17 protein-coding genes and 1 riboswitch are annotated in these 23,070 nt (G+C 62.0%); of the genes, 7 read left to right on the forward strand and 10 right to left on the reverse strand.

Annotated features, from left to right (window positions below):
- Positions 1–793, reverse strand: a 793-nt coding sequence (locus RT424_RS14375) for an MCP four helix bundle domain-containing protein (RefSeq protein WP_313439511.1), incomplete at its 3' end; no start/stop codon positions are given.
- Positions 794–939: 146 nt separating this feature from the next.
- Positions 940–1,049: riboswitch (TPP riboswitch) on the forward strand.
- Between the two features lie 32 nt (positions 1,050–1,081).
- On the opposite strand from RT424_RS14375, the gene RT424_RS14380 reads away from it, so the two are divergent.
- The 3 genes from RT424_RS14380 to pnuC all read left to right on the forward strand — a co-directional run bounded on the left by RT424_RS14380 (position 1,082) and on the right by pnuC (position 5,144).
- Complete coding sequence (locus tag RT424_RS14380) at positions 1,082–3,376, forward strand: TonB-dependent receptor (protein WP_409521505.1); 2,295 nt, start codon at positions 1,082–1,084, stop codon at positions 3,374–3,376.
- A 65-nt stretch (positions 3,377–3,441) separates the two neighbouring features.
- Positions 3,442–4,584 carry a phosphotransferase gene (locus RT424_RS14385; RefSeq protein WP_313439595.1) on the forward strand — a complete coding sequence of 381 codons (1,143 nt, stop codon included), beginning with the start codon at positions 3,442–3,444 and terminating at the stop codon, positions 4,582–4,584.
- Entirely contained in the window at positions 4,584–5,144 is a 561-nt protein-coding gene (pnuC, locus tag RT424_RS14390; protein ID WP_313439513.1) for a nicotinamide riboside transporter PnuC, read from the forward strand. Before RT424_RS14385 ends, pnuC begins: the two co-directional genes overlap by 1 nt.
- Positions 5,145–5,521: 377 nt before the next feature.
- Here the strand turns inward: pnuC and RT424_RS14395 are convergent, their stop codons facing one another.
- The 7 genes from RT424_RS14395 to RT424_RS14425 all read right to left on the reverse strand — a co-directional run bounded on the left by RT424_RS14395 (position 5,522) and on the right by RT424_RS14425 (position 15,408).
- Positions 5,522–6,811: a glycosyltransferase family 4 protein gene (locus tag RT424_RS14395; RefSeq protein WP_313439516.1), complete on the reverse strand. Its 1,290-nt coding sequence runs from the start codon at positions 6,809–6,811 to the stop codon at positions 5,522–5,524.
- A gap of 41 nt (positions 6,812–6,852) precedes the next feature.
- Positions 6,853–7,401: a polysaccharide biosynthesis/export family protein gene (locus RT424_RS14400; protein WP_313439519.1), complete on the reverse strand. Its 549-nt coding sequence runs from the start codon at positions 7,399–7,401 to the stop codon at positions 6,853–6,855.
- Positions 7,401–8,558 (reverse strand): glycosyltransferase, encoded by a 1,158-nt coding sequence (locus RT424_RS14405; RefSeq protein WP_313439521.1) that lies wholly within the window; start codon positions 8,556–8,558, stop codon positions 7,401–7,403. Before RT424_RS14405 ends, RT424_RS14400 begins: the two co-directional genes overlap by 1 nt.
- A complete protein-coding gene (locus RT424_RS14410) occupies positions 8,555–10,789 on the reverse strand; it encodes an AAA family ATPase (RefSeq protein WP_313439524.1) in 2,235 nt (744 codons plus the stop codon). Before RT424_RS14410 ends, RT424_RS14405 begins: the two co-directional genes overlap by 4 nt.
- A 28-nt stretch (positions 10,790–10,817) precedes the next feature.
- Positions 10,818–12,095 carry an outer membrane beta-barrel protein gene (locus tag RT424_RS14415; protein WP_313439527.1) on the reverse strand — a complete coding sequence of 426 codons (1,278 nt, stop codon included), beginning with the start codon at positions 12,093–12,095 and terminating at the stop codon, positions 10,818–10,820.
- 200 nt (positions 12,096–12,295) lie between these two features.
- Positions 12,296–13,654 carry an HlyD family type I secretion periplasmic adaptor subunit gene (locus RT424_RS14420; protein WP_313439530.1) on the reverse strand — a complete coding sequence of 453 codons (1,359 nt, stop codon included), beginning with the start codon at positions 13,652–13,654 and terminating at the stop codon, positions 12,296–12,298.
- Positions 13,651–15,408 carry a type I secretion system permease/ATPase gene (locus RT424_RS14425; protein ID WP_313439533.1) on the reverse strand — a complete coding sequence of 586 codons (1,758 nt, stop codon included), beginning with the start codon at positions 15,406–15,408 and terminating at the stop codon, positions 13,651–13,653. Before RT424_RS14425 ends, RT424_RS14420 begins: the two co-directional genes overlap by 4 nt.
- Positions 15,409–15,691: 283 nt before the next feature.
- Here RT424_RS14425 and RT424_RS14430 point away from each other — a divergent pair, with 283 nt between their 5' ends.
- The 3 genes from RT424_RS14430 (at position 15,692) to RT424_RS14440 (ending at position 18,898) form a co-directional block, all read left to right on the forward strand.
- The gene (locus RT424_RS14430) at positions 15,692–17,131 is read left to right on the forward strand and encodes a TolC family outer membrane protein (protein WP_313439597.1); all 1,440 of its coding nucleotides are present in this window, start codon (positions 15,692–15,694) and stop codon (positions 17,129–17,131) included.
- A gap of 5 nt (positions 17,132–17,136) precedes the next feature.
- Positions 17,137–17,811, forward strand: coding sequence for an acyltransferase (locus tag RT424_RS14435; RefSeq protein WP_313439536.1), 675 nt, complete (start codon positions 17,137–17,139; stop codon positions 17,809–17,811).
- A 184-nt stretch (positions 17,812–17,995) separates the two neighbouring features.
- A complete protein-coding gene (locus RT424_RS14440) occupies positions 17,996–18,898 on the forward strand; it encodes a glycosyltransferase family 2 protein (protein ID WP_313439539.1) in 903 nt (300 codons plus the stop codon).
- Between the two features lie 21 nt (positions 18,899–18,919).
- Here RT424_RS14440 and RT424_RS14445 read toward each other — a convergent pair whose 3' ends face one another.
- Positions 18,920–21,637, reverse strand: coding sequence for a sensor histidine kinase KdpD (locus RT424_RS14445; RefSeq protein WP_313439542.1), 2,718 nt, complete (start codon positions 21,635–21,637; stop codon positions 18,920–18,922).
- 208 nt (positions 21,638–21,845) lie between these two features.
- On the opposite strand from RT424_RS14445, the gene RT424_RS14450 reads away from it, so the two are divergent.
- Entirely contained in the window at positions 21,846–22,496 is a 651-nt protein-coding gene (locus RT424_RS14450; protein ID WP_313439544.1) for a DsbA family protein, read from the forward strand.
- On the opposite strand, the gene RT424_RS14455 is transcribed toward RT424_RS14450, so the two are convergent.
- Positions 22,497–23,036 (reverse strand): DUF6438 domain-containing protein, encoded by a 540-nt coding sequence (locus RT424_RS14455; RefSeq protein WP_313439547.1) that lies wholly within the window; start codon positions 23,034–23,036, stop codon positions 22,497–22,499.
- Positions 23,037–23,070: the final 34 nt, after the last annotated feature.

The raw sequence follows: 23,070 nt of genomic DNA on the forward strand, positions 1-23,070 counted from the left end.
CGCGGGCTTCGGCGGCGCTGCGGAACTGCTCGACCGCTTCCGCGATCTCGCCGATCTCGTCACCGCGCTCGCGGAACGGAACCTCGACCTTGCCGCCTTCGGCCAGTGTGGTGGTGACTTGCGTGATCCGGCCCATCGGCGCCGCCACGGTGCGGTTCAACACCCGCCAGATGATCACGATGCCCACGATTCCAAGTGCGGCAAGTCCACCGGAAAGCCAGATCGCGAAGTTGGCGGTTTCGGCGCCATCGGCTGCCTTTTGCCTGGAGCGCTCCCGCGATTCATCGAGCAGCTTTTCGGTCTGGTCGATGATGTCGTGGGAAGCGGTGCGAGCCTCGCCCTTCAGCACGGCCATGGCGCCTGGCAGATCGCCGGCAGTGCGCGCCGCGAACATGTGGTCGTTGGCCTGGTTGAGCGCATCGACCTTGGCCGCCAGCGCCGTGCCCTCCGCCGCGAAGCTCTCGTCCGCGACTTGTCGGTATTCCTCGACTGCTGCCGCCAGCGAGGCCTTGGTCTTCTCCAACCGCTGCCGCACGTCCGCCTCTTCCGCCGGCGTGTTCACCGCGGCGTAGTAGGTATAGACGATGATCCGCATCTCCTTGACGCTGCCGATCACGTCCGCCAGCGCGGACATGCTGGCGATGCCATGTTCCACATGGTTCTGGGCGATCGCATCCAGCTTGCGGCTCGAAATCAGGCCGTTGAGGCCCACGATCGCGAACAACATCGAAAGAATGCCGAAGGCGGCGAGGAGCTTCCGGGGAAGCTTCCAGTCGTTGAGAAATTCCAGCATGCAAAAATCCATATCAAGGCGGGTGGGCCACTTCAGCGCGAGCAGGGGGGGATGGGGCTCGCCTCTGTATCTTTATAGACCGATGGCGCCCAAGACGGTCCCGTGACGATTGCCCCTTCCCACCAGCCATACGAACGCCTAGAGGCCGCTGATCCCCGGGGGGCCGCTCATGCGCGGCTGAGAGGTGGTCAGCAGACCACGACCCGCTGAACCTGATCCGGTTGACACCGGCGTAGGGAGGGCTGGCGGCAGATCCGTTGTCCCTCCGAGTGGAGTGGACGCGTGACTGTGACTATCGATTTCCGTTATTCCTGCGGCGCCGTGCTGGCGATTCCGGCCCTGTTCTTCGCGCCGCTCGCCATGGCCGCCACCGAGGAGGAAGCCGCACCCGACAGCATCGAGGTGATCGGCCATCCCGATCCCGAGGGTCTGCTGCCGGACCAGACGGCGCCCAAAGCGATAAGCGCGATCTCCGCCGATTTCATCGTCAAGCAGGCGCCGACCCTCAACGCCTTCCAGCTGGTCAACCTTCTGCCGGGCGCGAACGTCTCGACGAGCGATCCCTTCGGTCTTTCCACCAGTTCCAGCCTGACCTTGCGGGGGCTGGGGCAGGACCAGATCGGGGTGGTCATGGAAGGCGCGCCGCAGAACGACATCGGCTACTTCGTCGCCTATCCCTCGCAGTTCGCCGATGCCGAGAACGTGCGCCAGATCGCCCTGGCGCAAGGCTCGGCCAGTATCGATGCGCCGGTCGTGGCGGCGGCGGGGGGGCTGCTCTCGCTCACGCTGGACGACCCGAAGAGCGACATGGGCGGGCTGGTCAACCTTTCGGTCGGCTCCTTCGACGAACGCCGTGCCTTCCTGCGCTTCGACACCGGAACCATCGGCGCGAGCGGGCTCAAGGCTTTCGTGTCCTATTCGAACAACCGGGCGGACAACTGGCGCGGTCCAGGATTCGACAAGCGCCAGCACGTGGACGCCAAGATCCTGCGCGAATGGGGAGACGGCAATCGCGCCAGCATCGCCTTCTCCTACAACGATGCCAATACATCGAGCTATCCCAGCCCCACTCTGGCCGACTGGAAGGCACTGGGGCGCGGCTTCAACCGCGACAGCCGCTACACTGCGGGCAATACGAACTACTGGCGGCTCTACCGCGGCCCGTTCCGCAACTTCTACGTGGCCGCGCCTATCCATTTGAAGCTGAACGACCGGCTGACCTTCGACAGCTCTGCCTATCTCCAGCTCGGCCACGGCAACGCGCCTTACGGCACGCAGCTAAGCGAAACCGGCAACTATCTGGGCACCGAGGAACTGGCCGAGCCGATCGCGCTGCCCGGCGCGGTGGACGGCGTGGCGACCGTCATGGGCAACTGGACCGGCAAGCAGTTCCGCATCGGCGATGTCAGCAAGCTCACGTTTGAGGCCGGTGCGCACACGATCACGGCCGGGCTCTGGTTCGATTACGGCACCGATCGCGTCACCCAATCCTACACCTCGATCGATGACCAGGGGCGGCCGTTCGACCAGTGGGGCTACCAGGACAAGGCCATCCGCACGGCAGACGGCCGGCTGCTCGCCTATGAGAACGCGCGCACCGAGACGGTGACCAAGGGCTTCTTCCTGGCCGACAGCATAGCGGTGACCCCGCGCCTGACTCTCGACGTCGGCTTCAAGGGGGTGAACGTGCTGCGCAACGGCCGCGACTATCTGCCCGGCCCGCCGTCGGACCTCAGGTCCAGCAGCTTCGCCGCCTTGCCCCGCGCGGCGGTGCACTACAAGCTCGACGATCGCCAGCAGCTCTTCGCCAATGTGACCACCAACTTCCGCACGCCGAACGAGTTCGCGCTCTACAACCGCTACTACGGCGGGCAGATCATCACTGCCGGCAGCGCCGATCTCAAGAACGAATATTCGGTCTCCGAGGAACTGGGTTACCGCTACATAGGCCCCAGCCTCTCGTTCTCGCTGACCGCGTTCCATTACCATTTCCGCAACCGGCAAGTGGCGACGGTGGTGAACAGCGGCGGTGCGCTGGTCAACTCGACGATCAATGGCGGCAGCCAGACCTCGTACGGGTTGGACGGCGAGATCGACTATCGCCCGGCCAAGGGCATGAGCGTCTATCTTTCCGGCGAATACCTGCATACCCGGCTGGACGACGACCTGCCGGTAGGCGGCGATTTCCTGCCCACGAAAGGCAAGCGCGCGGTATCCAGCCCCCGCTTCCAGTTCGCCATGGGCACGACTTACGATGACGGTCGCCTGTTCGGCAGCACCGCGCTGAAATACGTGGGCCGCCAGTATGCAACTTTCATGAACGATGAAAGCATCAAGGGCTATGCCACGCTGGACCTGTCGGTGGGCGTGCATCTTGCCGGGCTGATCGATGCCCAGCGCATGGATTTGCGGCTCAACGCCATCAACGTGACCAATCCGCATGTGCTGTCGGGCGTCTATTCCATCAGCAGCAATGCGCAGGACACGCTCGGACGAAACGGCAGGTTGATCGCCGGTTCGGCGCCAAGCTACTACGTGGGCAGCGGTCGCGCCTTCGTGGTGACATTGAGCCGCGCCTTCTGATCGTGAGCGGCCGGAGCGGAACAGCGGGGGCATCCCACCCAGTGCACGACCATCTGGTGCATGGCATGGGCACCGAGCTGGAAGCGCCCGCCTGGCCGGCGATCACTCTCGCGGAAGCGGAAGCGATCCTTGCCCGCTTTCCGCAGGCCGGGCAGGCGCTCGACCTGCAATGGCATTCGCCGCGGCCGTTTTCGGCGGCGGCGCTGCTTCGCACGGAGCACGGCACGTTCTTTCTCAAGCGGCACCACCGCTCGCTCCGAAGCCCCGCCGCGCTGGCGGAAGAGCATCGCTTCATGGCGCATTTGCGCGCGAAAGGCCTGTCGGTTCCCGAGGTTCTGGCCACGGACGGCAGGGGAGCGGTGGCGCAGGGGCAATGGACCTACGAACTTCTGCGCAAGGCGCCGGGGCGTGATCTCTATCGGGACCGTCAATCCTGGACCCCTTTCATCGAGCAGGGCCATGCCTTCGCGGCGGGAGCGGCGCTGGCGCGCCTGCATCAGGCCGCCCGCGATTTTGCGGAAGGGCCGCGCGCGAACCATCCGCTGGTCGCCAGCTTCACCATCCTGCCAGCGCGCGATCCGCTGGCAGCCGCCGAGGGCTATATCGCGGCACGCCCCGCCCTTGCAGGCTATCTGGCGGACCAGCCGTGGCGGCAGCAATTGGACCGGCTCCTGACGGCGCTGGGTGGAGCGGACCTCTCGGCAGCACTGGCAGGCCAACCGGGCATGTGGACCCACAACGACTGGCATCCTTCCAACCTGCTCTGGTCCGATGACGGCACGGTCGACAGCGTGATCGACTTTGGGCTGGCGACCAGAACCTGTGCGCTTCACGATCTGGCTACGGCGATCGAGCGCAGCGCCATCCCGTGGCTGGATGTGCTGGACCGGACCGGAGACGCCGATGCCGCCTGCGCCATCCTTGCGGGCTACCGATCGGTCTTGCCGATTTCCGCGGCCGAGGTGGAAACGGTCCTCGCGCTCCTGCCGCTGGTGCATATTGAATTTGCGCTGTCCGAAGTCGATTATTTCGTCGGCGTTCTGGACGATCGCGACCAGGCGAAGCTTGCCTGGCAGGACTATCTCATCGACCATGCAGACTGGTTTCTTTCCCGCCCCGGACGAGATTTCCTCGGCGCCCTGAAATCGGGAGCGCGTGGGGCGCGGGCGGACCATGGTAGAGCCGACGATGCCGGAGTCTCGGCCTGATGTCCTTGCTGGAAATCGTCGCCGTGGCTGTCAGTTTTCTCGGTATCTGGCTGACCGCAGGGCGTCGCCTGCTGTGCTGGCCGGTCAACCTCCTGGCGTGCGGGCTCTACTTCAAGCTGTTCCTGGAAGTCCGGCTCTACTCCGACATGGTCTTGCAGGCGCTGTTCGGGCTGGCGATCCTTTATGGCTGGATATCGTGGATCAGGGGAAGGGAAGAGGCGGGAGATGTCATCGTCAGCCCGCTGCCCGCGAAACGGGCGGTTGTGGGCCTGACGATCGGCGCCATGGGCGGGCTTGCGATCGGCTGGATCACCAGCCGCTATACGGACGCGGCACTGCCGTGGATGGATGCGGGGTTGAGCAGCTTCAGCCTCGTCGCCCAATACTGGACGGCGCGGCGCCATGCGGCAAGCTGGCTGCTGTGGATCGTGGTGGACGTGATCTACGTCGGCATGTTCGTGTTCAAGGAACTCTGGCTCACGGCAGGCCTCTATGCCGCGATGATCGGGCTGGCCGTGCTCGGCTATCGGCGCTGGCGGCAAGCGCGCGATAGGCGCTGATGGCGGGCGACGGCCTAGGGGGTGGTGCAGCGCATGCGACGGGCCACGAACCACGCCATCGACGTTTGAGGCAAAATGGCTCAGCGCGGTTCTGACCGCGGCGCTGGGCTGCTTGGAGGCCGCTTGAAAGCTTGCCGGCCCACATCTGAGATGCGCTTGCGGGTATTTTTCAAGTGGGCTCTCAGGCCAAGCGCAGTTTAAATGAGCGACGCCGCATATCCTCCATCTCGCAGCAAATTGCCTGGTTACGCAACCGGCGGCCCAGACGGTGACTAGGCTTAAGTTGTTCGCCATTCAGGCGCCTGGATGGCGCGGTTTGAGCTTCCCCGCTGAACGCTATGCCAGTGTACCTTTGCGCTGCCATGATCCGACAAGCGTTAATCCCGCTCTCTTGGCACCCCGGCTGATTGGCGATGACCCATGGCCGGGAACGTAGACGAAACCGGATCGGCATCCCTCCGATCGCCGGAAGAACCCAGGACTTCCCGATAATGCTCGATGATCCGGGTGATCCAATCCTCCGGCGTGTTGCAGAGTTCCAGATAATGGCCGTGCCCCGCATGGGACATTGCGGATACATGCTCGTCGTCGGCATGAATGTTTCGCAGCGCGCGCGCGAACTCGTCTAAGTTTCCGGTGTCGAGAGAAAGGCCGATCCCGCGGCTGTGCACTTCGTTTGCGATAAGGGCGCGATGGTTGATGATGGCGGGCACGCCGGAGCCGATGGCTTCCAGCGCGACCAGGCCGAACGGTTCCGACCAGCGACTTGGCATGACCGCCACCCGTGCCTTCGATATCGCCTGTGCCATGCCCTGACGGTCCTGCCGACCCAGCAGAACGGCCGCGGGGTTGATCTGGCGGACCACATCCATCTCGCTCCCATCCCCTACGAAGGTGATCGGAACCTGGGCTTTAGCTGCCGCCGCTGCCGCCAGATCCGCTCCCTTCTCCCGCGATATCCTGCCGATAAAGATGACGCCGCGATGAGCTTCGGCAGGAACCCGTTCTCGGGTCAGTGGCGTCACGGGATTGCGAACCGCTGCAAGTTTGTGCCCGGGCCAGCCCGCGAGCAGGAATTGCTGCGTCTGGCCGGGGTGGATCAGCAGCATGCGGTTGACGTTCGTGCCGCCGGACAGGGCACCACGTCGCGCAATTTCGCGGCTTGTCCGCCACAGCTTCTGCGCGCGTGACGCCTTGTCGCATTGGCGCTGAAGGCAGGCGCGCGAAAGCGGTTGCAAAGTGCAATCTTCTCCACGCGCATAATCGAAAAAGGCACCGTTGGGGCAACCGTTGAAGTAATCGTGCCCATGCAGGATCACGCGATGCGCTACCTTGCGAAGCGCGCCGAATATGGCCGGTGTCAGAATCTTTGACCAGCCATGGAGATGATAGACCGTGCCGGGCGTGTCATGCCGCTGAATCCATGCATTCAACCGCAAGAGCGCTGCCGGGTTGAAAAAACCTGTCGTGAAGGCGCCAATTCGTGACCGTTCCAGAAGCGGCTTGCCGCACAAAGCAACAAGATCGACGTCATCACGGCGGAAGTTCCGGCCCGCATCCCCGGTCAGGAACGTGACGGGAATGTCGCGTTCGCGAAGACCGTTCAGCAGAACCTGAACAAGGTGAGATGCACCGCCCAACGGCTCGCTGAAGTCATGCAGCAGCACGACGCGATCTATGCCGTTTGCCATGATGCGCGGTGGCTCCATCAAAAGAAACGCGGCCCGATGCGCACGGTGTCGCCCGGCTGAATGGCCGCGCCGCTGGTCAGCCGATAGGCACGTTCTGCGGCCTCGTTGGCATGACGGACATGGGCGACGTTCTGGTTGGCCCGGTATGTGAAGCCACCGGCCTTGGCGACGAGAGCATGGACGGACATTCCCTCTGAAAAGGTATATTCGCCCGGTTTCTGTACTTCACCCAGAATATAGATGGGCCGGAAACCGACCACGTCCAGCGTTATCCTTGCGTCGCGCACGTAGCCTTCGCGCAGGAGGTCGGTAAGTTCCCTTCGCAAGTCCGGAAGCGTCTTGCCGGCCGCCTTTACCGTGCCGACAAGTGGAAGGCCAAGGTTGCCCTCGTCATTGATGACATATTCGCCTGACATATCCTTTTCGCGAAAGACGTCCAGCTTAAGCCTGTCACCGGGCGCCAGCGTTTGCTGGACGAGATCGATGCGCGGCAGTTCCCCGGTTGGTGACGCGGCGCAGCCAGCCATGAACAAGCTCAAGAAGAGCACAAGGAAAGGCTTCACCATCAAGACTCCTGAAGAAGGGTCGGCGCAATTCTGGCGCCATGAGCGAGCGAGGGACGCAGTGCTTCGAGCGCAGCGAGAATGCCGCGATCGAACACTTCGGGGGCGAACCGGCGAGCATTTTCCATCGCGACCTGCGGTTTGAAGGATGGAAGCCAGGCTTCGAGCCTGAGGATGGCGTCACACAGTGAATCGACGGTCTGTTCGCGAAAGAACAGGCCGGTCTCACCATCGACGATTGAATCGGTGACGCCGCCGCGCCCGAATGCGATGACGGGGCGGCCGGATGCATTGGCTTCCACGGGAACGATCCCGAAGTCTTCTTCGGGCGTGAATACCAGCGCCTTGGCTGTGGCATAGGCCCGCTTCAGTTCTTCGAATGAGAGGTGCTTGCGGACCTCCACGTTAGGGCCGGCGCGCGCAGCGATGGTCTTGAACATTTCGCCGTCGCCAACCATCAGCGCCGGCACGCCCAACCGGTTGAATGCCTCAAGGGCGATATCGGCCCGCTTGTAGGGGGTCATCTGGCTGATCCAGAGATAACGATCGGTGACGTCCGATGCCTGTTGGAAAGCGTCTATCGCGACGGGCGGATGCACCACCGTAGCTGTCCGGCCCCAGGCCTTGCGAATACGGCGGGCTACGAAGGAACTGTTCGCCACGATGCCGTCCACGCGATTGGCGGAACTTACGTCCCACTGGCGAAGCCGGTGGAAGGCGGAAGGCATTATCGCTCTGTTCAGGATATTGGCGGAAGATTTGTAGTCGTGGTAGTGATCCCACAAGTACCGCATCGGAGAATGGCAGTAACACAAGTGCAGGGCATCGGGGCTGGTGATGACGCCCTTTGCAGGCCCTGACTCGCTGCTGATAACGAGATCGTATCCACGAAGATCCAGTTCTTCCAGTGCCATGGGCATGAACGGAAGGTATTTCTGATAGTGCCGGCGTGCACCGGGAAGCGCACCAATGAAAGTCTGGCGCACGTTCGCGGCTCGGATCTTCTGTGAGACACGATCTGGTGCATAGACGTGCGTGAAAATGTCGGCATGCGGGAAAAGATCGAGCAGCCGCTCCAGAACACGCTCTCCGCCCCGCATAGATACGAGCCAATAGTGGATCAGCGCAACGCGACCGAAGCTTCCAAAGACGTGGCTCATGAATAATACCCACGATAGCTTTTGTAGAAGCTGGAGATATCGCTGCCTCCGAAGCGAGCCTGCTTTTCCATGTCCACTTTGTTCAAGACCACACCCAGCCCCTTCAGGGCGCGAGCGGGTAATTGGCGGATGGCGGCCTTGACCACTTTGTCCATCGTTTTCCGCCAATGCACCACAAGAACGACGCTATCGGTGCGGGACACGATCTCGCGCGATTCCGCGATGGGCAGGATGGGCGGGCAATCCAGAACAACCACGTCGAACTCTTCACGCAACCGGGCGATCACGCGATGAAGGCGCCCCTGTTCGGTCAGGCGTTCTCCCTTTGGGAACGGGCGGGTGATCGGAATGATGCGCAAGGGTGAGTCAGGATCGGGGTAATGGGCGATGTCCCTGCTTTCGGAATGCAGCGCCTCATAAAGCCCCGGCTCCCCCTGCACGAGGTCGAACTGTTTGCTCAGGTGCGCGCGTACGACATCGCAATCCACGACGACGACCCGCTCGTTCGCCATGGCCAGCGAACGGGCCATGCAGGCCGCGATCGTTGACTTCCCTTCTCCAGGAAGCGCCGAGGTGATCGCGATGACCTTGCCCGATCGAGGACTGGACTGACGCACCGAGACGATGACGTTGCGAAACGCTTCGGCAAATGCGCCATTCGGATGGTCCCTCATGGAATCGAGCGGCGTGTTCACGTGCGGTTCCACGGAGCGCTGCAACGGTATGAAGCCCAGCGCATGAAATCCCAGACGATTCTCGATATCGTCAAGCGTCGTGAAGCCGCGGTAGGACAGTTCCGAAAGGACCGCCAGCATGGCCCCCAGAAGCACGCCGACGACCAGCCCAAGCGCCAGGTTGATGGGGAGATTGGGCGAAATCGGCAAGAGAGGTTTGTTCGCCTCGGAAATCAAACGCGCCGTTGGCTGCTCCGATCCCGCTCCCGCTACAACGGCGTTGTAGCGTTCGAGGTAGGATTGATACAGCGCCTGGGTGGCCTCCGCCCGCTTTTCGAGATCGGCAAGCGAAACCAGTGCGGTATTGTCCGTGCTGAGTTGCGATCGTGTGCCGCTTCGGCTCGCAAGGAGTGAGGAGAGACGCTGCGTGGAAGTATCGGCCGTGCTTTCCAACGCCTTGATCGAGCGCGTTACTTCCGCGGCAATCTGTCGGTCAATGTCGACAATCTGCTGCCGCACGGTGACAAGATCAGGGTTGTTGTCGAAATAGCGTTGCGAAAGATCTCTCTCCTTGATGACCAGCAGCGCGCGCTCGCTGCGCAGCGATGTCACGACGGAAGAGTTTACGCCTTGGCCGACGCCATTTGCCCCGCCGGCGTGCAACTGTCGCCGGGCGCTGGACAGGGCGGCGGAGTCTCGTGCAGCTTCGGCGCGTGCTTGCGCGATCTGCTGATTGTAAGTCGAGATTTCCTGTTCTGTCAGGCTGGTAGCAGCGGAACTGAGCAGGCCGGTGCTGATGCGATAGCTTTGCACCGCTGCAAAAGCACTGTTGGCTGCCTTGCGAAGCTCATCGACCCGGCCCTTGAGGACTTGCGCGGCAGTGGCATTGGTGCGCGCAAGTTCGCGAGCGTCGTCAGTCGTATAGAGGCGCGCAAAAGCGTTTGCTACAGTTGCGGTGCGCTGCGCGTCTGAATCTGTAAAGGAGATGCGCAAGTTGAAGGAGTCGCCGATGCGTGCGACGCTGAGCCTCTTGAGCAAGTATGTGATCGATTTTTCCCGCAAGGCAGCAGCGCCGATCTTTGGGCCTCCGGTGGCCGGGGCGGGATCGATACCCATCGATGCAAGAAGGTTGCCGATCGACGAGCGCGGCGTCGCAACGTCCGAAACGAATTGGGGATCTTCGGTCAAACCCGTGGCGTCGAGCGCCTGAGCGGCCATCTGTCGCGAGGCGATCAACTGAATCTGCGTCTCGACATCTTCGGACCGTATCGGGATCGGAGCGCCGCCGTCCTGCTCTTGCGGCACGACCTGGGTGGGCGTCGTGATCATCACCACGTCCGCCGTAGACGAATAAATGCGTGGCAGTGCCGTGGTCCATAGAAGGGCAACCAGCACGCATATGGCAACGGTGAGGAAGAATGCTTCCCGTCGGCGTCGCATCATGGCGAAGAGATAACGCACGGTTATCTGATCTTCGGAATAACGCACGGAACCGGCATTCTCTGCCAGAACCTGCGGAACCGTGCCTGACGGCTCATAAATCGCGGGAAGGTTCAAGAGCTTGGCTCCTTATTGCAAAGATCGGTCATGGCGTAATGGAAATGCCGAGGCCGCCAGAGGCGGAGGTGAAAGCACCGGCGAGCGGTGTTCCCTGGACATTCTGATCGACGATGGAGACGTATCCGCCGATGGAAAGAAGCGGGCTCAATCGATACTCAGCGTTGAGGCGAATCGATTGCCGGCTGGTCCTTGTGTCCACTTCGCGATAGCGCCCTCTTTCATAGCTTACGGAAAGGCTTACGCGCAGATTGCGAAGTGGATCATAGTAGCTGGTGAGAGCGATGGTATCGGTCAGAATGCCGGCGACTTCGCGGTAGCCGCTGTTTTGAAACGCGCGGCCGGCCCGGAGGTGCAGCGTCGCCAAAGGCGTTACATACCACTGCAAGTCAGCTGCGAAAGTTACGCCGGAGAAATCGCGATAGATCGGAAGTTCATATTCTCGTGATTGGTAGCCCAGGCTTACTTCGCCAGAAAGCAGGGGCGTGAGTTCGCCTTTCATACCGATCGCGGCGGTAATGCTCCGAGCATCCCGCCGAATATCCCGAGCTGCCGAGGTGGATCGAATGTCCGAAAGCGAGCCCGACGCGAAACCGGAGATCATTCCTGAAAAGTCGTAGCTTATCCGGAGGTCTCCGCGGATCGTTTGTGTGTCACGGAAGGATACATCGATGTTCTGGCCGTTCTCCAAAGAGAGGCGATTGTAATCCAGCTGCTGGTAACTCATCGACGGGGCCAGACGGAAACTGCCCAATTCCAGGTCGAGGCCGAGATTGCCTCCCCACTGTTGGTAACTGATCGGCTCGGCTGCTTCGAGCACGGTGCCGAAGCTGCTGCGGGCTTCGATGAGATGCGCAAAGTCTGCGGATGCAGTCAATTGCCCATTGTTCGACAACTTCATGATGCCATTTCCGATAATATCGAATTCTTCGCTGTTCTCGGAAGTGAACTTCCCAAAACGGCGGATCGTGCCTCTGGCACCCAGATCCAACCGATGGGGCGCAAGGTCGGTGCTCACACGAAAAGCGGGCATGAGATGGAGCATGGCGTCGGATCGACTGTCAGGACGATTGAACACGTTGCTTGTGTATCCGCTGACAACGGACATTGCAGGTTGGATGCCGAGCGGACCGATAGGAAGCGGCGTCGAATGGAACTCCGGTTCGATACGCGACCCTGCGACGTCGATCCGGTCGAGCTGCGGCGAGATGATTATCGAGGTGCCCGACCCGACCGCCTGGCCCATAGCGATGCCCGGCCCCACCGCTAAGCTGCATGTCACCAAGCCTCCGATCATATAGCGCATCAAAGGGGTCTCGTTTTCGGGCAGCCGCGTCCAGGCGAGAACAGTCTCTCGCTCTGGAGGTATTGCGTTGCAGTGGTTGTGTTTGGTTGTGATTGCGCAAGGGGTCTACGAAGAGACTATCCGCAACTCGCAATCGACCTTTTCAGAAATTCGCGTTTTGAAATTTGTCCTAGGGAACCTGTCTAAGACCTATTACCCAATTATTCACGAAGAGCGCGCTTCAATTGATCCGAAAGGGGGCGGATTATGTATTGAAGGATGGTGCCTTGTTCCGTTTGAATGAAGGTTTCTACAGGCATGCCAACGGAAATTCGAGCTTTGTCCAGCTTCAGGAGTTCTTCATCCGAAATGGCGATAGTCACCGGATAGAACGCGTTGTTCGTTACCGTATCGACAGTGCGATCGGCTGCGACCTGAACAACGGTCCCTTCCAGCTCCGGCGTTGTACGGGCGTTAAGCGCCGTAAACCGAAGCCTTGCCGATTGCCCTTGGGAAACCTTGTCGATGTCGGTCAATTTCACATGGGCACGCACTACCAGTCGATCGCGTAACGGTACGATCTCCATCAGTGTCTCGCCTGCGCGAACCACGCTGCCAAGAGTTCGGGTTTGAAGCTTGTCGACGATCCCTTCCTGCGGCGCGCGGATCACCGTTCGGTCGTTTTGATCGACGGCTGCCACGCTTTCCTTGCGCAATTCCGAAATGGTCGCCTGGACCTGTGCGAGTTCGAGAGCGGCAGCACTTCTGGCACTGCTTTCCACTGAGACGATCTGCGATCTCAATTCGGCGATTCTGGCCCATGCTTCGGCTACTCCCGAACGGGCGGTGAAGCGCTGCGCCTCCATGCCGACGGCAGAACGTTCCAGAGCGTTAAGCCGGTCCAGTGTGGTCAGCCTGCTCTCGTAGAGCTGGCGCGTCTGTTGGAGTTCCTGTCGGACCAGGCCCGACTGCCGTCGATAGGCGTCGGCCTGACTGTTGAAGGACGCGATCTCTGCTTCGGCCTGGCCGATGCGGGCGTGTAACTGGCGAACCTGATCCACTCGGGCATCGTTAGCCAATCTAAAGCTGCGGCGTTCGTCCTCCAGAGCCGTCCGCACGTCCGGATCGTTCAGGCTGGCGTTTTCGAGCTCTTTCGGAAAATCGACCCGCGTGGCGCCAGCCTGGACCGCCCGTAGGCGTGCAGCTTTTGCGAGAAGTTGGTTAAGGCTTAGCCCGGTATACTGGGCGACTGCACCGGAGACCTGGCTATCGAGGCGGATCAGCGGCTGTCCCTTGCGCACCCGGTCGCCATCGCTGACCAGAATTTCAGCAGCGACGCCGCCGAAGGGATGCGATATTTCCTTCACATGGGTTTCAACCGTTACTTCGCCAGGCGAAATCACGGCGCCGGCCATGGGCAGGATGCCGATCAGGGCGCCGGCCCCTAGAACGAGGACGGCCACGGAGATTAAGCCGAACCTGACAAGTCTGGACAAACCGACGTCGCGATCGTCTCGCGCGGTAATTGCCGGCGCGGGCGGTCTTTCCGCCGGTATTGGAACAGGTATCGCCTGCATCATCCCTTGGCCTCCAGTGCAGGCTCGATGTCTTGTGTTTTTGCGTCGCTTCGGTCGGACATGCCTTGTGATGGGCGAACGCGTCTCTCGAACTCGGCGCGCGTTTCCAGCCGTTCGACCCGTCCTCCGTTCATCACCATGATATGGCTGACGTTGGCGACGATGCCGGGCCGATGTGCGACGACGACCACGATCCCGCCTCGCTCGCGAACACCTGTTATCGCCACTGCCAGCGCGGCTTCGCCTTCGTAGTCGAGATTGCTGTTCGGTTCGTCGAGAACGACAAGGAACGGCTGGCCGTAGAGCGCCCTCGCCAAAGCAATGCGTTGCTGCTGCCCTGCCGATAAGCCACTGCCTTGGGGGCCGATCAGGTAGTCGTAACCCTCCTCGAGCCTTACGATCAGATCGTGGCAATCGGCGGCCTGGGCGGCCTGGATAATGGCATCACGGTCCGGGGAATCGCGAAATCGCGAGATGTTCTGCGCGATGGTGCCTTCGAAAAGTTCGATGGTCTGCGGCACATATCCGACGATATCGGCGATCTGATCTGAGGGCCATTGATCAAGCGTGGCTCCATCCAGGCGCACCGATCCGCGCAGGCTGGGCCAAACGCCGCAGAGTACGCGCGCAAGCGAAGTTTTCCCCGAACCGCTGCGACCCACCACCGCGAGGGCATCCCCTGCCGAGAGCTTGAAAGTCACATCCGCGATAGTGATCTTCTGCCGGCCGGGAGGAGCGGCCGTAATGCCCCGGACCTCAAGATCGCGATGGGGCTGCTCCAGCCCCATCGGGTCTATCCGGTTGGGAACAGCTTCCAACAGCTCTCGCATCCGAGCGATAGCGAGGCGGGCCGCGACCATGCCTTTCCAGTTGGAGATAACTTGCTCCACCGGCGCCAGGGCCCGCGCGGAGAGGATCGATCCGGCAATGATGACGCCGCCCGAGGCGCTTCCCTCGATCACCAGGAAGGCGCCTAGCGCGAGGGTGGCGGATTGCAGAAACATCCGGAACGATTTCGTGACGCCGCTGAGAGTACTGGAGATGTAGGAGAAGCGGTCGTTGGCCTGGAGATACTCCGCATCGAGCGCTGCCCATTGGCGCCTGCGCGCATTCGCCATTCCCAAGGCTTTCAGCGTTTCCGCGTTACGACGCGTTGTTTCGGCCAGGGCAAATCGGCTGGCGGAAGTGCGCATGGTGGCTTGTGCGAGCGGCGCGGTGATGCGGTTGTTGACGAGCATCAGCACCACCAGAACGGCCACGCCGACCAGCGAGAGAAGGCCTATGCTCCAGTGAAATACGCTGAGGACCAGAAGATAGACCAGAATCCACGGCAGATCGAGGATTGCCAGCGGCCCCGGGCCGGACAGATAGGCACGCACCGTTTCGGCATCGCGCACGATCTGGGTGCCTTGGGGCATTTGTCCACGCGAGAGTTCGTAGCGAGAAATCACGTCGAGCACGCGCCCGCTGATCGATCTCATGAAAAAAGATCCAAGATGGACCATGATGCGACCCCGCGTCACGTCAAGGAGGGCCTGGAAACCATAAGCGACAATCACGAGCATGAGCAGGCTGACAAGCGAAGGCACGCTTCGGCTGGGCAGCACGTCGTCATAGACCAACAGCATGAAGAATGAGCCGGACAGCAGCAGCACGTTGTAGATACTGCTGATGATCAGGACGGGCACCAGAGCCCGCTTTAACGGCGAAATCGCGGTCTTCAGTTCGGCGGTAAGGCGTATGGCGAACATGGTCATGGCTTCCGGACAGCGCCGCGGGAACGTTGTGTTTTCAGATCAACATGCATCTGCGGCCCTGACCTTCCATTTCGTTAGGGTCTTGCCCAGTTGCGCGGCAATTGCGTCCTGTCTGGAACAATCTCTCGCTGCATTAAAACAGGAGAGGCGATAGACCTCTAGCGGGAATTGATCAGTTTCGGCGCGTTCGATCGTCGAAAGAGCGGGGCTTAACGTCGGTTCTAGGGGGTAATACTTGGTAGGATGGCGAAGTTGCTGGGTAGCGCCGTTTGTCTGTCTCGTTGTGATCCCGGCTGGACGTGCCGAGACGCTCGCGGACGCGATCGGGAATGCCTATCGGAATAACCCTGCCTTGGCCGGTGCACGAGAGATAAGCCGTGCCGCGGATGAAGGGGTAGTGCAGGCTCAAGGCGCCTATGGGCCTAGCCTTACGCTTTCGGCTCAGCATGAATACAGGGATGCGCGCATAAGAGGAGGGATTCTGCCTGCGCGCGACGATGGCTTTGGCACGACGGCTGAACTGACTCTTTCGCAGCCGCTGTTCACCTCCGGAAGACTTTCCTCCGGTGTCGATGCGGCAAGAGCCAACGCGCTGGCCGTGCAGGCGCGACTGGAGGAAAGCAGTCAACTGACCATTTCCGATGTCGTGACCGCCTATGTATTCCTGAAGCGCGATATCGAGATATACGGCGTCGCCATCGAGATTTACGATCTTTTGCTCAAGCAGCGGGATCAAACCATCTCGCGCTATAGATTGCAGGACTCGACGGCTCCCGACGTGGACCAGACCCTAAACCGCCTGGAACTCGCGGCGGGGCGTGTCATTTCGTCCCGCGCCAATGTGGAAACGAGTGCCGCGCGTTATCGCAATCTTGTCGGGCATTATCCTGCTGAACTCGCTCCTCTACCCATCTTGCCCGATCTGCCGGCGTTGGAAGTGCTCTATCAGCAGGCCGAGACCCGCAACCCCTCCTTGGCGGCTTTCAGGTTTGCAGAGGCAGGATCTCGTGCCGCGGTTGCGTCGGCCCGGGCGGAGATGATGCCGCAGATCGGCGCCTATGCATCCGCGCTGCGCACGCCGGTTACGCCCTACCAGAACAGCTATCGGCAGGAATCTGTGACGGCCGGTGTGAGAATGACGATGCCGCTTTATTCGGGCGGGCAAATGTCCGCGAACCTCCGCGCTGCGAAGAATCGCAATCTCGCCGATCAGCAGTTCGTCGAGCAGGCCAGGCGAGATATGCGGGAGCGGTTGGCTTCGGATTGGTCGCAGTTGGATGCGGCTCAAGCTTCGTTGCCTCGTTTCACGGCCGCGGTGGAAGCCGCCGAGCGAGCGGTAGACGGCGTCAAGCGCCAGGAAACGGCGGGGATACGCACCTTGCGCGATGTTCTGGATGTGACGAACGATCTGCTTTCCGCGCGGACGGCGGCGGTTCAGGCGCGTGCGGACGCATATGTTCTTCACGTCAACGTCCTGCGAGACGCGGGCATCTTGCGGGTCGAGATGTTCTCACGTGACTCCGCTACCTTTGCGAATAGCCCTACGCATCCGCTTGGCGAATTGGCGGGCATGCCTTTGAGGCCATTGCTGGACGCGCTGGATCGCGCAGCGAAAAACGATACCGTGTCGAGGGCTCAGGTTCAACTGGAATACTCTTTCAATTTCGACGCGATGAAGCAGGATACGTCGCCCCTCCAGCCGGTATCCCAACCAGTGCAATAATTGGTTTGAAGCAAAATGGCTCGGCCCAAGTCTTTGAGCCGTTTTGGATTGGTCCTTTGGCAGACGATACGGTTTCGGATCGAAACGAGTCTTGCCGTTACAGGGCGCGAAGGACAGGCTTTCCCAGCCGCAAGGTTGGACAAGGGCGATTTGCAGGAGTGCACTGGATGTTGAGAGAGGCGCTTTTCCTGTGGCTCGCAAACCATTTGCCGAAAGGCCGGATCGGTACGCGAGCTCGTCACGAGGCGCTGCGCTGTGCAGGCCTCAAGCTGTCGTCCAAAGTGATCGTCATGGGGCCGGTCACGATCACGCCGCCCGGCACCGGAGGAAGGATCACTATCGGTTCGCGCTCTTTTCTCAATTCGAACATCCGCTTCGGAGGAAAAGGCGGCATCACGATCGGGCGCTTTGCGCAGATTGCGCCAAACGTCTCTTTCGAGACGAGCTCGCACGAACTGGCCTTCGAGGAAGGCCGCAGCCGGGGCCCGATCACGGCCCCCGTGGTGGTGCATGATCACGTCTGGATCGGCACCGGCGCGATCATCCTGCCCGGCGTGACGATCGGGAGAGGAGCCGTGGTGGCAGCGGGTGCCGTAGTCACACGAAACGTCCCGCCGAAGACGCTGGTGGGCGGCGTCCCGGCACGGGTGCTACGCGAAGTTCACGAGCTGCCATTATGAAACATGCGAGATCTGGCAACGACGAAGCGGGCGCGGGGCCGGATGCCGGCACATGCAGGAGCCACTTGGCCAGGATGCCGGGAGGGTGCGGATATGGTCACCGTCCGTACCCGGCAAGTGGCGGAAGTTCGATCTCTGCAAACTGCCCCTCAGCGGCCGTTCTTTCGATTTCGGGGATAGGTTTATGAGTGCGGACGGCTATGGAACGCATCTCAGCATTGCCGTTGTGGTGGCCACTCTTGGCAGGCCGCAACTGGTCGAACAGATGCATCGACTTATGTCGGAGCAAACATGTCCGCCTGATCTGCTGGTATTTTCAGTCGTCAGCGACGCCGATTTGCCGTCCGGTTATGCAGACCGGTCGGATGTGCGGGTTCTTCGCGGGACGAAGGGCCTGTGTGCCCAGCGTAACCGTGCCCTGGACTCGGTTGGCGGTGCTTATGACCTTGTCGTATTCTACGATGACGATTTCGTTCCTTCACCCGACAGCATAGTTCGCATCAAAGAATTTTTCGGCTCTCATCCGGACGTGGTGGGGGCTACCGGGAATGTCATTCGGGACGGCATCAACGGTCCGGGGCTGTCGTTCGACCAGGCCAAGGATCTGATCGCGGGGCACGAACTCAGGAGGTTCAGTCCGAACTGCATCGTTACCAGTCTTCAGGGGCTCTACGGCTGCAACATGGTCTATCGGGCTTCCGCTATCGGTATGTCGCGGTTTGACGAGCGCCTTCGACTTTACGGATGGCAGGAAGACGTGGATTTTGCGTCGTCGCTCTCTTCGCGGGGACGCATCGTGAAGACCTTCGCTTTTTCCGGAGTCCATCAGGGCGTAAAGTATGGACGTACCTCCGGAGTAAGACTGGGCTATTCGCAGGTGATCAACCCGATCTACCTCGTGCGTAAGGGCACGATGTCTTTCGGATTTGCAGCGCGGCTGATCGTCCGTAATGTTGTTGCCAATCATGTGCGGACCCTCAAGCCTGAACCGTGGATCGATCGGGCCGGGCGATTAAGAGGAAATTGGTTGGCCGCCCGCGATCTCCTGCTTGGGCGGCTTGCACCCGAGAGGATTGAAACGCTCTAGGGGCGCGTAACTATCTGTGATTCATGCCACTTTCGTCTCGGCGAGAATCAACGCCTGCGGAATGTGGATCGTAAAGCAGGCGCCGCGGGGTTCTTCGTTGGTGGCGGCTTGCACGGAAAGGCCCATGGCCTGCGCGAAGCCCTTGACGATCGCGAGGCCCAATCCGGTACCGTGGCGAACGCGATCCGAGCCTTCGAGGCGCGTGAAGGTTTCGAAGATGCGATCTTCCTGTCCGGCCGGAATGCCTGGGCCGTGATCCATCACCGACAATGCCAGGGATTGCGCCTCGCGCTGGCAGCGGATCACGATGGGCGAACCGGGATCCGCATAGCGGCCGGCATTTTCGAGCAGGTTGATCAGGCAATGGTGGAGCAGGACCGGGTCCACCCGCACCAGTGGAACGTCAGCCGGGATGTCGAGCTGGACTTCGTGGCCGTGGAGCGCGGTGCGGGTATCGTGTGCGGCGCCCGCAACGGCATCGAACAGGTCTGTGGGCTCCACCTTCATCGGCAGAGCGCCGGCTTCCACGCGCGCCATGTCGAGGAGGTTGGCGACGAACCGGTTGAGGCGCTGCGCCTCGGCCTCCACCGTCTCGGCCAGCTCCGGTGCGATGGTGGCGGAAGGATCGTTCCGCAACTGTTGTGCGGCCGAGATGATGGTGGTGAGCGGCGTTCGCAGGTCGTGGCTGACCGAGGAAAGCAGCGCCGCGCGCAGGCGATCGCGTTCGGCTATCTGGCGGGAGGCGATGTTTTCCTCTTCCAGCGCCATGCGGTCGAAGGCGATCGAGGCCTGATCCAGCAGGCTCATCAGCAACGGCGTCTGGTCCGATCGCAGCGGATCTCGGGCGTCCATGCGCGCGAGGCCGAGTACGCCGAGCACGCCGCGCGTGGTGCGCAGCGGGTGGAACAGCCAGTCCGATGCGGTCAGCGTTGTCGATCCCCGCCCGGCCGGCTGGGCATTCTCCATGGCCCACTGCGCGGCGGCGCGCTCGATCTGCTCCAGCCGGTCCTCGGGCGGCACCGCGGCGGCCAGCGTCGGACCGTCGGTCGAGGGCAGGAGAAGCACCGTCCTGACATCGAGCAGGCGGCCGATTTCCGCACAGATCGCGGGCATCAGCTCTTCGCGCGTGGCGGCAAGCGTCAACTGTCGGGAAAAGCCGGCGAGGGCGGCATTCTGGCGCGCGCTGGAGGATGCGATGTCGGCCTGGGCCCGCACTCGGGCGGCGAATTGACTGGTGACCACCGCCACGCCGAGCAGCACGAGGATGCTGACTACGTTCTCCGGATTGCTCACGGTCAGACTGCCGGTGGGTGGCAGAAATACGTAGTTGTAGGCCAGACTGGCGGATATACCGGCGAAGAGCCCGGCGCGCAGGCTGAAGGTGGCGGCGGCGAACATTACCGGCACCAGGAAGAGCAGGGCAATGTTGCCGAGATCGATCGCCTCCAGCAGCAGGCGGCCGATCGCCGTCATGGCCAGTACTGCACCGAGCGACCAGAGATAGTCGGAAAGCTTCCCCCATCGGCTGGGGCCCGCCGCGAGCTGGGCGGATGGCCTCGCTTGATCGGCGTGCTTCGATCCGGTGTCGTTTGTGCGCGCGTCGCCGGGCAGCACATGAACCGCCACATCGCCGATCGTGCGGACCAGACGATCGACTACCGATCCGTGACGCATCTCGAACCACCAGGAACGGGTCGACTTGCCGATCACGATCTGGGTCGCGCGCGCTTCCAGCGCAAAATCGCTGAGGCCTTCTACCACGCCGGCGGCGGGGATACTCGCGGTCGATGCGCCAAGGCGGGAAGCGAGCGCCAGGGTGTCTGCGAGGCGCTGCCGCTCGGTGTCGGAAAATGCCGCATCGCGTCGGGTTTCGACGTGGACGGCGGTCCATGGTGCTTTCAAGGCATCCGCAAGTCGCTTGCCCGCACGCACCAGCCCCGCGGCGTGAGGCAGTTCGTTGACGGCGACGACGATGCGTTCCCCTACCGCGAAGTTGCCTGCCAGGGCCTGGGCGCCGAGGTGTTCCAGCATCTGCGCATCGACGGCCTGGGCAGCGCGGCGCAGCGCCAGTTCGCGCAGGGCGGTGAGGTTGGATTTCGAGAAGAAATGGGCGAGGGCGCGCGTCGCCTCGTGCGGGATGTAGACCTTGCCGTCCCTGAGGCGCTCGATCAGTTCGTCGGGTGGGATGTCCACCACTTCGATCTCGGCCTGTTCGAGGATGCTGTCGGGAACCGTTTCCCGCACCCGGACCCGTGTGAACGAAGCGACGACGTCATTCAGGCTTTCCACGTGCTGGATGTTGAGCGTGGAGTAGACATCGATGCCGGCATCGAGCAGCTCCTCCACGTCCTGATAGCGCTTGGGGTGCCGATTGCCGCTTTCGCCCTCTTGACCGGCATTGGTATGCGCCAGTTCGTCCACCAGCACGAGCTGCGGACGGCGGGCAAGAATGGCGTCCACATCCATCTCGCTCAAGCTGTGGCCCTGATGGTGGATTTGACGGCGTGGAACGATCTCGTGCCCATCGACCAGTGCTTCCGTTTCGCGCCGGCCATGCGTTTCGACCACGCCTACCACGACATCCACCCCCGCTTCACGGCGCTGGCGCCCCTCGGTGAGCATTTCCCAGGTCTTTCCGACGCCCGGAGCAGCCCCCAGGAAGACTTTCAGGCGGCCACGACCTTCCTGTGCGGCGGCGCGCAGAAAGGCTTCGGGAGAGGGTTTGTCGGTTCTGCTCACGCGCGGTTTGTCTTTCGAAACTTCGGCGGCGGCATTCTAGGCCGTGAACTCATAAATGGCATCATTCGAATGGCTTCGTGGCAAGGTATAGATGGGCTCTGCCGGTGTTGGCGTACTGCGCCGGAAATTCGGGGTGGCCTTTCGGGCGTGCATTTGCTTCTAGGCCGGATGTCGATCCGCCCCGGGGGCTGGTGAGGAAGGAATGCGAATGATCAGGTACCGGCGGCGTCTTGGTTCCGCCAGCTTCGTGGCGGCCCTGGCTTTGGCCCTGGGGATGGGCGCAATGGCCTCTCCCGCCCTGGCCGCCGCCGGCGGTGCGCCCGAGGGCCCCGGCATGCTCAAGGCCCTGCAGAACGATGCCGTCCTGCCGAGCGTGACCCCGCCGGACTACGATGTGACCGTGGTCGTCTTCTCCGATTATCAGTGCCCCTATTGTCGCAAGCTTCATGGCGCCCTGAAGGAAGTCCTGCGTCAGGATCGGAAAGTTCGCGTGGTCTACCGCGATTGGCCGATCTTCGGCGCGGCTTCGGTGGAGGCGGCGCGCTCCGCGATGGCGGCACGCTATCAGGGAAAGCATGCCGCATTCAACGATGCGCTGATGGCGACGAGCGGGCGGCTCGATTCACCGGCGATTCAGTCTGCGGCGCAACGGGCCGGTCTCGACATGCGGCGCCTGAAATCCGACCTCGCGACGCACAAGGCCGAGATCGACGGAGCTTTGGCGAGGACGGCCCACTATGCCGAAGCCCTGGGCATAGCGGGCACGCCGGCCATGGTCGTCGGCTCCTATCTGCTTCCCGGCGCGGCGACGGCCGAAATGCTGGGCAAGGCTATCGCCATCGCGCGCAAGCCAGCCTGATCAACCGCGCGATGAGCCGGGCCGGGTGATTTGCCTGGCCCATTCCGCCACGCCTAGCCTCCCCGGCACGCCGTCGAGCAGGCTATCCAGGGCTTGGCCCGGCCCGCCGGAGCAACCGCGCCGGTGCTGGGCGATCGTTTTGACGCCACGCGGGTCGGTCCAGGTGATGGTGTAGGTGGCGGTATCGCTGATGGCCGACTGGCAATCGATGGTGGCCGTGCTACCGGTTTCCGGGCGATAGGGTGCGAGATCGGCGGCCAGGGACTTGTAGCTTTCCGGGCCCGCCGCGCGGCGGCGCTCGCCGAGTACGGTGGTGTGCCGCTGTCCTTCGAAAGTTACCGACCCGTCCGGGTCGATGCGCAAGTCGTAGACCGGACAGAACCCGAAGCAGGGGCCGACCGCGATCGCGATGGTCTCGGCGGGCAGGGCGGTGGGCTGATCGGCAGGGTATTGGGTGGTATGGGGCGGAACGGCTGCGCAGGATGCGAGCAGAAGGCCCGCGACCATTGCAGATCCATGCCGTGTGCCGAATTTCGTCATCTGGTGTGATCTCCTTGAGCGGCATCCAGGGCAA

The sequence above is a fragment of the Novosphingobium sp. genome (genome assembly GCF_032093395.1).
In the GTDB taxonomy this organism is placed as follows: Bacteria; Pseudomonadota; Alphaproteobacteria; order Sphingomonadales; family Sphingomonadaceae; genus Novosphingobium.

What these genes read in the sequence shown, in the direction of transcription:
- RT424_RS14425 (WP_313439533.1), bottom strand. Translation starts at nt 15,408, where the DNA reads ATGACCATGTTCGCCATACGCCTTACCGCCGAACTGAAGACCGCGATT.
- RT424_RS14450 (WP_313439544.1), top strand. Translation starts at nt 21,846, where the DNA reads ATGATCAGGTACCGGCGGCGTCTTGGTTCCGCCAGCTTCGTGGCGGCC.
- RT424_RS14420 (WP_313439530.1), bottom strand. Translation starts at nt 13,654, where the DNA reads ATGATGCAGGCGATACCTGTTCCAATACCGGCGGAAAGACCGCCCGCG.
- RT424_RS14440 (WP_313439539.1), top strand. Translation starts at nt 17,996, where the DNA reads ATGAGTGCGGACGGCTATGGAACGCATCTCAGCATTGCCGTTGTGGTG.
- RT424_RS14455 (WP_313439547.1), bottom strand. Translation starts at nt 23,036, where the DNA reads ATGACGAAATTCGGCACACGGCATGGATCTGCAATGGTCGCGGGCCTT.
- RT424_RS14405 (WP_313439521.1), bottom strand. Translation starts at nt 8,558, where the DNA reads ATGAGCCACGTCTTTGGAAGCTTCGGTCGCGTTGCGCTGATCCACTAT.
- pnuC (WP_313439513.1), top strand. Translation starts at nt 4,584, where the DNA reads ATGTCCTTGCTGGAAATCGTCGCCGTGGCTGTCAGTTTTCTCGGTATC.
- RT424_RS14400 (WP_313439519.1), bottom strand. Translation starts at nt 7,401, where the DNA reads ATGGTGAAGCCTTTCCTTGTGCTCTTCTTGAGCTTGTTCATGGCTGGC.
- RT424_RS14415 (WP_313439527.1), bottom strand. Translation starts at nt 12,095, where the DNA reads ATGCGCTATATGATCGGAGGCTTGGTGACATGCAGCTTAGCGGTGGGG.
- RT424_RS14385 (WP_313439595.1), top strand. Translation starts at nt 3,442, where the DNA reads ATGGGCACCGAGCTGGAAGCGCCCGCCTGGCCGGCGATCACTCTCGCG.